The sequence below is a fragment of the Flavobacterium sp. genome, assembly GCF_043779715.1.
Lineage (GTDB): Bacteria > Bacteroidota > Bacteroidia > Flavobacteriales > Flavobacteriaceae > Flavobacterium.
Genome location: NZ_JAYWDT010000055.1, coordinates 1 through 10,148 on the forward strand (window position 1 = coordinate 1; position 10,148 = coordinate 10,148).

Here is a 10,148-nt window from a genome sequence, read left to right on the forward strand (position 1 = left end):
TCCATTCTTCCTACTGCAGCAATTTTTGAATTAGTCGAACCTCTTACAAGTTCTAAAACATTACGATTTTCCTGACCTTCGTCGAAAGCAGTCGTAAAATTTTTAGGTTTGTTCAGTAAGATGTATTCTTTCTTTTCTGGTGTAAGTACCGATCCATCGAAGTTTACGACATCACCTGGCTTTACCATATAACCCATTTCGATAACAGGAATTCCGTTTACTTTTACGTTACCTGATTGTATGTAAATATCGGCATCACGACGCGAACAAGCTCCTGAATTAGAAATATATTTGTTCAAACGGATTTCATCTTTTACCTTTGGTCTTTTAGGCGCTTGATTTGGTTTTTTCTCTACTTTATTTGGGTCAACTTCCTCTACTTTAGTTGTAGGTTTTACTTTTTTTGGACCTTGGGCACGCTTTGCCATCGCTGGTTTTGGCTTGTTAGAACTTGGACGAGTACTGTTTGGTCTCGCGCCACTTCCTTTTTTATTGCCTCCTGAATTATTCATAACTTCTGTATTTACTTCTTCTCTTGGGTCTTATGACCACAAGTTTGCAAAGATAGTGTTTCTTTATTTGATAATGAAAAATGGAGCTTGATAGTTTCTTATTAGCCCTGATAGAAGTGAAAATCCTTTTGGTTTTTTCTTTAAAAACCAAAAGATTACTTCACTTAATGTTTATTTTAACGGAGTTCTGTGAACTTCGTTTGAAACGGATAGCAGCCCAGATAGCTATCGGGATAGCTCCTAAAAAATTATAATTTTAGCAATGCTTTTCCGTTTATTAAAACCGAAGGATTTATAAGCATTATACAAAAAACCCCTGCAACAATAAGGATTTTCAATACAACATGAAGTTGCAGATATTCGGGTTGTGTTTCGGATTTCCAGAGTTTAAGTAGGAATAATATCAGAATGATTAGACTGATATAAAAATAGATATCCATGTAACCTACGTCGTATTTTTCGATTAATATATAAACCGGAATGATGGTCGAAATGGTTAGAATTGTAATGATTTGTTTGGAAATTCGCTCTCCGAAACGCACAGGAATAGTCTGGTAATTGTTTGCAATATCCCCCTTTATATTTTCTAAATCTTTGATCATTTCACGAATAAAGATGAGTAAAAAAAGAAATATTGCGTGTGCAAAAATAACATGATAGAAATTTTTAAAATACAATAAAATACCAAAAAAAGGCAAAACCGCAAGTATCGAAGCGGTTAGATTTCCAACAATTGGGTATTTTTTGAGTTTGTGAGAATAGAACCAAATCAAGAAAATATAGGTTGCAAAAAACAAGGCTGCTCGAAACGAAATGATAAGCGCAAGTGCTGTTGCTAGAAAATTTAGCACAAAATAGACTTGCAATTTTGTTTTTTGACTGACCAATCTGTCTAATTTAGTTTTATTAGGACGGTTGATTAAGTCCTTTTCGGAATCGTAAAAATTATTGATGATATAACCCGATGCAATAGTTAGTGTTGATGCAAAAACGAGTAGAAACAAACGCCAATCTAAGATAACATCGAGTGCTCTTTTTTCGGGCGAAAGGATAAATATTGAGGATAAATATTGTGCTAAAAATACTACTGGAATATTATAACCACGCACGACAGAAAACAAACTGAAGATTTTGATTAAGAATAATTTTGATTTGCGTGTTAGCATTTATAAGTCGAAAGTTGTAAAATCATAAAGTTTGAAAGTCCTTAGAACTGATAAACTACTTCCAATTTATAATCTTTTAGTGATTCTCTTGCTTTTTCTAAGTCTTGAGTAAACCCTAAAATATAACCGCCACCACCAGATCCACAAAGTTTTAAGTAGTAATCATTTGAATCGATACCACGTTGCCAAAGTCCATGAAATTGCTCAGGAATCATTGGTTTAAAATTATTTAAAACTACTTTCGATAATTTTTTAGTATTAGCAAACAATGATTTGATATCGCCACCTAAGAAATTTTCTACACAAGCGTCGGTGTGCTTTATAAACTGTGATTTTAGCATTTTTCGAAAACCTTCTTCTTTTAAGCTTTCCATAAAAATATTAACCATCGGTGCTGTTTCTCCAACAATTCCTGAATCTAACAAGAAAACCGCTCCTTTCCCATCTAGACTTTGAGTTGGAATTCCTGTTGCTTCAATATTGTCTTTAGAATTTATTAGAATTGGAATACTCAAATAGCTATTTAAAGGATCTAAACCGGAACTTTTTCCGTGAAAAAAGTTCTCCATTTGAGAGAAAATATTTTTAAGTTTTAATAATTTTTCACGTGTTAGATTTTCTAAAACTGTGATCTTATTATTAGCATATTTATCATAAATCGCTGCAACTAAAGCACCACTACTTCCTACTCCATATCCTTGCGGAATACTAGAATCAAAGTACATTCCGTTTGCTATATCGCTATTTAAACTTTCTAAATTGAACGTTACTAATTCTGGTTGCTCTTCTTGTAAAGTTGCTAAATGAGAAGCTAATTTTTTTAAATTCTGATTAGACTTTATAGCTTCAACTGAAGGATTTTCATCTGATTTCAATGCTCCATTATAAAAATTATAAGGGATAGACAATCCTTTTGAATCACGAATAATTCCGTACTCTCCAAAAAGTAATATTTTTGAGTAAAATAATGGTCCTTTCATTTATTTTTAGTTTTCAGAATATAAATATACAAATTAATTCAATTGACTGCCGTTTCCAATTTCATCACAAATGTACTGACCATTTTGACAATAGCCAACTAATTCGTCCTTAATAAATTGTAAAATTATTTCTTTTTTATTCTCAGGATATAAAACATGAACATTCGCTCCAGCGTCTAACGTGAAACAAACCGGAATGTTGTTTTCACTTCTAAATTTCCAGATTTTATTAATAATTTCTAATGTATTGGGTTTCATCAGAATAAAATAAGGCATTGAAGTCATCATCATAGCGTGTAAAGTCAAGGCTTCGCTTTCTACAATCTTGATGAATTCGTCGAGATTTCCGTTTTCTAAAACTACTTTTATTTTAGATAAATTCTCATGTGCTTGCTCAAATCTTCTGTTAGCATAAGGATGATTGTGCATCAAATCATGTCCAACAGTACTTGAAACTTGCTTTTCACCTTTGTCTACTAACAAAATTGTATCTTGGTAATTATTAAAATTTTGATGAATCGTTGATGGAAATTCAACTCCAAATAAATTTGAGCTTTCAGGAATTTCTGCATGAGTTCCCCAGACTACAACGCTTCCTTTTACGCTTCGGCACGCACTTCCCGAACCTAGTCGAGCCAAAAATGATGCTTTCTCGTAAAAATATTCTTCGGAAATTGAAGGATTTAAAGCTTTTTCTAAACTCATAATATTCATCGCCAAAGCTGCCATTCCTGATGCAGAAGAAGCGATTCCTGAACTATGCGGAAAAGTATTTTGCGTATCAATCGTAAAATGAAATTCTTTTAGAAACGGGCAATAAACCTCAATTCGTTCGAAAAACTTCTTGATTTTGGGTTTAAAGTCTTCTTTTGGCTTACCTTCAAACAACAAATCGAATGAAAAATCATTATTATTTTCTTTTTTGATAAAAGACAATTTGGTAATTGTTTTACAGTTATTCAATGTAAAACTTATAGACGGATTCGCTGGAATCTGGTTTTCCTTTTTTCCCCAATATTTTACCAAAGCAATATTACTGGGAGAGCTCCACTCGAAGCTTCCATTATCTATCGTAATCGAGTGATTTTCTATTAAAAAATCTTTTTCTAAAATCATATTTTAAAATTTAAGCAAAGATACTTTTTTTAACAATTCTTTGTTTTTTAAAATAGTTTATTATTAATTTGCGATAAAAATTTATTAAAATATTCCCTTGAAAAAAGCCGATTTAACCAAAATTATTATTTCAGTTTCAGTTTGTGTATTAGTTGGATTCCTGTCTAGTTTAGTAACAAAGTCATCTGTGGAGACTTGGTTCCTTACTCTAGAAAAACCTTTTTTTAATCCGCCAAGTTGGGTTTTCGCTCCTGTTTGGACTATTTTATATATTCTAATGGGCTATAGTTTTGCTATAATTTGGAGCAACAAAAGTCAAAGTAGAAGAAGCAAAGAAATCATTAAAAAAGCGATGATACTTTTCGGAATTCAATTAGGTCTAAATGCGCTCTGGTCAATTTTATTCTTCGGATTTTGCAATCCTTTTTTAGCTTTAATAGAGATTTTATTGCTTTGGTTATTCATTTTCGAAACCATAAAAGCTTTTAGTAAAGTAGATAATTTTGCATCAAAACTACTTTTACCTTATTTAGCTTGGGTTAGTTTTGCCACCGTTTTAAATGCTAGTATTTGGTTCTTAAATTCTTAATTGTCCTGAACTGAATTCGCTACAATAAATCCGCTTGTCCAAGCATTTTGAAAATTAAATCCGCCCGTAATTGCATCTATATTTACAATTTCGCCAGCAAAATAAAGCTTTGGCAAGATTTTACTTTCCATGGTTTTAAAATTTATTTCTTTTAAATCTATTCCACCGGCTGTTACAAATTCTTCTTTGAAAGTACTTTTTCCATTAACTTGAAACTCCGCATTTGTGAGTTGATTGGTCAAATTTGTAAGTTGATTTTTTGTCAAATCTGCCCATTTTGCTTCAATATCAATTTGAGATGCTAAAACAAAACTTTCCCATAAGCGGTTTGGAAAATCAAATGGTGATTTTTTAGAAACTGCTTTTTTAGAATGTTCGAGTTTTAATTCTCTTAAAATTGTTGCCGTTTCTTCGAATGTTTTATCGTTTAACCAATTGACAACAATAGCAAACTGATATTTTTTGTCGGCCAATTCTCTAGCTCCCCAAGCCGAAAGTCTTAATATTCCTGGTCCAGACATTCCCCAATGTGTAATAAGCAAAGGTCCAGAAGCTTCTAATTTTGAGTTTTTGACTTTGACAGAAGCCAATGCAGAAAGTCCCATTAAATCTTTAATTCTCGCATCTTTAATATTAAAAGTAAACAAAGACGGAACTGGCTCGACAACTGAATGTCCTAAGTTTTGAAGCATTTCCCAAATTTTAGGATTACTTCCTGTTGTCATTATTATTTTTTTACAAGCAAATGTTTCATGATTGGTTTCTACCTTCCAGAAAGTCTCACTTTTGAAAATAGATTGCACACTTTGCCCAGTTAAAACATCAATTCCTAACTTTTTTGTAGCCTTAAGGAAACAATCGATTATGGTTTGTGATGAATTAGAAACAGGAAACATACGTCCGTCGTCTTCAATTTTGAGTTCGACTCCATGTTTTTCGAACCAATCAATAGTATCGCCAGAGCAAAACTGATGAAAAGGTCCGCGAAGTTCTTTTTCGCCACGAGGATAAAATTTGACCAAATCATTTGGCACAAAACAAGCGTGCGCTACATTGCAACGACCACCGCCAGAAATCCTGACTTTGGTTAGAACTTCTTGTCCTCGTTCTAGAATTGCTACTTTAGTTTTTGGACTGTTTTCGACAATATTGATGGCTGCAAAAAATCCTGCAGCACCACCGCCTACTATAATTATATCGTATTTTGAGTTCATTATATTTTATCTGGGAAATCGGAAATTATACCATCGACAGGCAATGATTTTACAAAGGTAATGTCTTCTGACGAATTTACTGTCCAAGTATGAATTTGAAATCCTTCATTATGCATCAATTTTACATTTTCGGCATTCAATAATTTAAAATAAGGATTGATGCTAAATGCTTTAATTTCTTTGGCAAAAGCCAATGCCTTTTCGATAGAATCTTCGGTTAAAACGCCAATTTTAATTTGATTATTCCTTTGTGAAACCACTTCTAAGTTACGCCAAAGAAAACTAGAAATTATAAAATTATTGTAATTCCAATTGTTTTCAAAAACATATTTTTCTATTAAAGTTATTACTTTTTCGACTGAATCATTACTTTTTAATTCGATATTCACAGAAAAATCATGATTCATTAAATCTAAAACTTCGGTTAAAGTTGGAATTCCAAATTGCTTTAATTGCACGGAAGTGAAATCTTTCACAAAACCTTTTCCGTTTGTAGTTCTATCGATAGTTTCGTCATGAATGACCATAATTTCTCCGTCAGAACTTAAATGCACATCGAGTTCGATTCCGTCAACTTTTAAATCTATTGCTTTTTGAAAAGAAGCCAAAGTGTTTTCGGCAACATATCCTTTTGCACCGCGATGCCCTATTTTTAGCATAACATTATTCTACAATTAGAATTTTATATTCCCAAGGGTTAAAATTTATTTTTTGATCCTTTGTAAATTCTATTTTTTCTCCTAACATATAATCTGTAAAAATCCCTTCAATTGGAATTGTAAATGATTTATTTGTTTTTGATAGATTACCAATAAAAATAACTTTTTTGTCGTTTTTTTCTCTTTCGAAAGCAAGAATATCAATTTCATTTGATGCTAGCAAACGATTATAGGAAGCTGGGTTTTTTCCGCCATTTAAAGCTTCATTTTCTGTTTTTAGTTTGCCTAATTTCTCATAAATAGCCATCATATTTTCAACAGTATGAGGAATCGTGTCTTTCTCGTACAATGGCAATCTTTTGTTCGAATCGTATTCTTGTCCGTTGTAAATTAGTGGCATTCCTGGCATTATAAAAGTAAGCACAGCAAAGGTTTCAGTAGCATTTGCTAATCTTTCGTATTCGGTTCCGTTCCAGAAATTTTCATCATGATTTGACGTGAAATTCATATTAATATCATCTTTTTGATATAATGAATCATTCTTTTTTATAAGATTATCAAAGTCTTTTGCCGTCTTTTCGCCTTTTACAATTTCATTAAAAATATAATGAGATTCCCAACCGTATTGCATATCGAAAGCATTTAACATCAACTTTGATTTCTGAGCTTGCATTAACATGAAAACAGGTTTTATTTTATTTAATTCAGCTCTTGTGTTTTCCCAAAAATCCGTTGGTATTTCGGCAGCTAAATCACAACGAAAACCATCAATATCATACGTTTTAAGCCAATACTTCATTTCTTCAAGCATCGCTTTACGAAGATTTGAATTGTTATAATCTAACTCAGCAACATCTTTCGAACCATAAGCCGACATTATATCTCCTTCTTTATTGTGCATATAATATTCTGGATGCTGCGTGATCCAAGCGTGATCCCAAGCGGTGCGGTTGGCAACCCAGTCTAAAATTACGTAAATTTTGTTTTTGTGAGCTGTTTCTATGAGTTTTAGCAAATCAGTTTTTGTACCAAAATCAGGATTTATACTTCTGTAATCTCTTATAGAATAAGGATTTCCGAGATATTTTTTCTTTTCTATCGAGTCAGTAATCTCATCGACAGATAAATCAACTTTTGCTTTTCTATTTTTGATTCCAATTTCGTGAATTGGCATAAGCCAAAGGATTCTTACACCTAATTTTTTAAGTTTAGGAATGTCTTTTGTAAACGCATTAAAGGTTCCTTCGGGCGAATATTGACGAATATTTGCTTCATAAATAACTGCATTTTCAGCGATTTCTGGAGTTATTGGAGCAATCTCTAGTTTTTTTTCTGCTGTGATTTTTGGCTCTTCTTTTTTACAATTTATAAAAAAAGAAAAAAGGAATGCTATTACAACTAATTTTTTCATGCTTAACTTATTTTGTCTTTTGAATAAGAATGCCAAAAATACAATTTAATCATAACAAAAAGATTCCTGGACATCTTAAAAACAAAAATGGCCACGACAAACGTGACCATTTTTTAATTTTATTTCTCAAGATTAGTTTCCTTGCTCGTCATCAATATAGGTTTTGTTTCCATTTTTATTAATGTAGTATCTTCCGCCACGAGGTCCAGTAAAAACTTTCTTTCCGTTATACTCACCAGTTACTTTGTCTGTTGTATTAGGATTTGCTTTTTCAGTTGAAACTCTTTCTTTTTTAGCAACGGTTTTTGTCGGTTTTGCTTTAGTTTCAGTTGTTTTTGCTTTAACTTCTTTTGCAGGTTTAGCTACTTTTTGTTCGGCCGATACTTTTGCTGTTTTAGTTTTTGTCTTGTTAGACTCAGCTTTTACTTTAGTATCAGCTTTATTGGTTTTGGTTTTAACTTTTGAAGATTTCTCTTTATCTTTTACAGAAGCTTCTATTTCTTTTTTTGCTTTAGCAGCTTCTTTTCTTGCATCAGCTTTTTCAGCTTCTACTTTTTCCTTTTTTAGCGCTTCTTTTCTTGCATCAGCTTTTTCAGCTTCTACTTTTTCCTTTTTTAGCGCTTCTTTTTTAGCGTCAGCTTTTGCTTTAGCCTTGCTTATTTTTTCAGTTTTAGCTTTTTTAGCTGTAGTTTCTGTCTCCTGAGCAAGGAAGCTATTTGAGAAAACAAAAACCATACATAGTAATAGGATTTTTTTCATGACTTAATTAATTTTTCATAGTTGATTATTTAAAATTAGTATTTTTTTTACACAAAGCATCCCTAAAATTAAAAATAAGCTCTTAATTGAATATTTCCCGTGTGAATTGCATTCGTTGTTTCGCTTTTTCGTCCTAAATAATTAATATTTATATCTAGATATTGTGTCAAATTTTTCTGTAACAACAAACGCCAAGTCATATTTTTTCCAGGTTGTAGTCCTTCTAAAATTTGGAATGCGACTGGCGAAAATTCGTTTCCAATAAATTTGTTATCAAACCAAGAAAATTCGCCGTTTAGCGTTAGTTTTTTTTCGCTAGAAAAACTAAATGAAGTTCCGAATTTGTTTTGTTTTAATGACTCGTTATCGCCTAATTTGTTCTCTTTGCTTTGCATTTCGTAAAAAATATCTAAACTGGCATTTTTAGAAAACAAATAAGAAATTTTAGGTTCTAACTGATTTCCTTTTATTTCGAAATTTCTACTAGCATAATTCTCGGAATTGTTGCTTGTTACAAAGGTTTTTCCAGATAAAGTAAACAACCAATATTTTTTTAGCAAATGATCATATTGCAACTGATGCGATGCGTTTTTTGCTTCTTGCTCCCCAGAAGATTGCAAGTTTTTTAGTTTATTAGAGATAAAAGTATAGGTTACCGAATGGCTTTGTTTACCTCGATTGTAAAACAAACTGTTGCGAATACTCGAATTTAATCCCAATAAATTTTCATTTTTTTCCGAAAATGGATTCAAATCGAAATTGTCATTTTCGCGTTTTATTTTTCTTTCTATCAAATATGACGATTGGTTATAAAAATAAGACAGAAATCTCTTAAATCCTGTCGAATTTTGCCATTGGGATGGGCTTAAAATAAGCGATTGCGAGAATTTGTTTTGATGTGTTTTGATAAAAATCTGATTCGGTAAAAATATTTTAACATACTTCGCTTGATCTGGAAAAGGCGCAATTTCAAACTCTTGAATTTCCTGAATTCCGTTCCCATTATAGTCATTCCAAGCATAAATTCCTTTTCCTGGATCTACTTCTAGAAAACTAAATTCTTGTTGCGGAATAGTTCCCGAAGTCGTTTCGTATGCCGTGGTTGTTTGTATTAATTGATTAAAAAAACGATCGTTATATAACAATCTCGAATTTAATGACGGTTCGTTTCCACGAACAATATCTTCAAATTTTAGGTTTCTATAATTGATAAAAACTGACAAATCGCTTTTCTCAGTTTGAATTAATTTCGATTTTAAATAGTAGGATTGTGATGTGTTTACACGTTTTAACAAGCCCAATTGCAAACTGTCATTTACGCGATTTAGGTAACCCAATTCGACAAAAACTTTTGTAGAATCGCCTCGTCCTATAAATGCGCCGTATTCAGAAAACCGTTGACTCAGATTAGAAAACTGGTTTGTCAATTTTACTTTTTCTTGGTTATTTTCATATCGAAGACTTCCACCAATCCAATTTTTATTAAAATGATATTTTGTTTGGGTTTGATTTCTAATAAATTTGGAAGTTGAAATATTTCCATCACTATTTAAAAAACTTCCGTCGTTAGAAAATAGCCAATTTTTATGTTTGTAATAGCCTGAAATTAGGTGTCGATTTCCTGAAAAACTTTCTGAAAAATCTAATTTTTCGAACTGGTATTTCCAATTAGATTTTCCTGCCAAAGAAAATAACAATCCTGATGTAACGAAACTTTGGTTCCCTAACGGGTTTGATAAGTT

The 10,148-nt window shown here is 31.9% G+C and carries 9 protein-coding genes and 1 pseudogene; 1 reads left to right on the top strand and 9 read right to left on the bottom strand.

The genetic code is table 11. The annotated features are described in order from the left end of the window. The 4 genes from ACH2BG_RS02665 to ACH2BG_RS02680 form a co-directional block, all read right to left on the bottom strand. Window positions 1-512 (bottom strand): S4 domain-containing protein (locus ACH2BG_RS02665; RefSeq protein ID WP_395046190.1); only part of this gene is annotated, 512 nt, incomplete at its 3' end. 248 nt (window positions 513-760) lie between these two features. Next, on the bottom strand, window positions 761-1,678 hold the full coding sequence (locus ACH2BG_RS02670) for a geranylgeranylglycerol-phosphate geranylgeranyltransferase (RefSeq protein WP_395046191.1): 918 nt from the start codon (window positions 1,676-1,678) through the stop codon (window positions 761-763). Between the two features lie 41 nt (window positions 1,679-1,719). After that, on the bottom strand, window positions 1,720-2,658 hold the full coding sequence (locus tag ACH2BG_RS02675) for a mevalonate kinase (RefSeq protein WP_395046192.1): 939 nt from the start codon (window positions 2,656-2,658) through the stop codon (window positions 1,720-1,722). Window positions 2,659-2,691: 33 nt separating this feature from the next. Further along, window positions 2,692-3,774: a diphosphomevalonate/mevalonate 3,5-bisphosphate decarboxylase family protein gene (locus ACH2BG_RS02680; RefSeq protein WP_395046193.1), complete on the bottom strand. Its 1,083-nt coding sequence runs from the start codon at window positions 3,772-3,774 to the stop codon at window positions 2,692-2,694. Between the two features lie 97 nt (window positions 3,775-3,871). Between ACH2BG_RS02680 and ACH2BG_RS02685 the strand changes: the two genes are divergently transcribed. Continuing rightward, the gene (locus tag ACH2BG_RS02685; protein WP_395046194.1) at window positions 3,872-4,363 is read left to right on the top strand and encodes a TspO/MBR family protein; all 492 of its coding nucleotides are present in this window, start codon (window positions 3,872-3,874) and stop codon (window positions 4,361-4,363) included. On the opposite strand, the gene ACH2BG_RS02690 is transcribed toward ACH2BG_RS02685, so the two are convergent. The 5 genes and pseudogenes from ACH2BG_RS02690 to ACH2BG_RS02710 form a co-directional block, all read right to left on the bottom strand. After that, the gene (locus ACH2BG_RS02690) at window positions 4,360-5,577 is read right to left on the bottom strand and encodes an NAD(P)/FAD-dependent oxidoreductase (protein WP_395046195.1); all 1,218 of its coding nucleotides are present in this window, start codon (window positions 5,575-5,577) and stop codon (window positions 4,360-4,362) included. The two genes, ACH2BG_RS02685 and ACH2BG_RS02690, sit on opposite strands and share 4 nt — an antisense overlap. Beyond that, a complete protein-coding gene (locus tag ACH2BG_RS02695) occupies window positions 5,577-6,236 on the bottom strand; it encodes a glycerophosphodiester phosphodiesterase (protein WP_395046196.1) in 660 nt (219 codons plus the stop codon). The genes ACH2BG_RS02690 and ACH2BG_RS02695 overlap by 1 nt, the downstream gene beginning before the upstream one ends. A gap of 4 nt (window positions 6,237-6,240) precedes the next feature. After that, on the bottom strand, window positions 6,241-7,647 hold the full coding sequence (locus ACH2BG_RS02700) for an alpha-amylase family glycosyl hydrolase (protein ID WP_395046197.1): 1,407 nt from the start codon (window positions 7,645-7,647) through the stop codon (window positions 6,241-6,243). A gap of 132 nt (window positions 7,648-7,779) precedes the next feature. Then, window positions 7,780-8,406 (bottom strand): hypothetical protein, encoded by a 627-nt coding sequence (locus tag ACH2BG_RS02705; protein ID WP_395046198.1) that lies wholly within the window; start codon window positions 8,404-8,406, stop codon window positions 7,780-7,782. Window positions 8,407-8,474: 68 nt separating this feature from the next. After that, a pseudogene (locus ACH2BG_RS02710) lies at window positions 8,475-10,148 on the bottom strand (hypothetical protein); the annotation flags it as partial.

Excerpts from the sequence above, each read along its gene's own strand:
- ACH2BG_RS02670 (WP_395046191.1), bottom strand. The coding sequence starts at position 1,678 with ATGCTAACACGCAAATCAAAATTATTCTTAATCAAAATCTTCAGTTTG.
- ACH2BG_RS02675 (WP_395046192.1), bottom strand. The coding sequence starts at position 2,658 with ATGAAAGGACCATTATTTTACTCAAAAATATTACTTTTTGGAGAGTAC.
- ACH2BG_RS02680 (WP_395046193.1), bottom strand. The coding sequence starts at position 3,774 with ATGATTTTAGAAAAAGATTTTTTAATAGAAAATCACTCGATTACGATA.
- ACH2BG_RS02690 (WP_395046195.1), bottom strand. The coding sequence starts at position 5,577 with ATGAACTCAAAATACGATATAATTATAGTAGGCGGTGGTGCTGCAGGA.
- ACH2BG_RS02695 (WP_395046196.1), bottom strand. The coding sequence starts at position 6,236 with ATGCTAAAAATAGGGCATCGCGGTGCAAAAGGATATGTTGCCGAAAAC.
- ACH2BG_RS02700 (WP_395046197.1), bottom strand. The coding sequence starts at position 7,647 with ATGAAAAAATTAGTTGTAATAGCATTCCTTTTTTCTTTTTTTATAAAT.
- ACH2BG_RS02705 (WP_395046198.1), bottom strand. The coding sequence starts at position 8,406 with ATGAAAAAAATCCTATTACTATGTATGGTTTTTGTTTTCTCAAATAGC.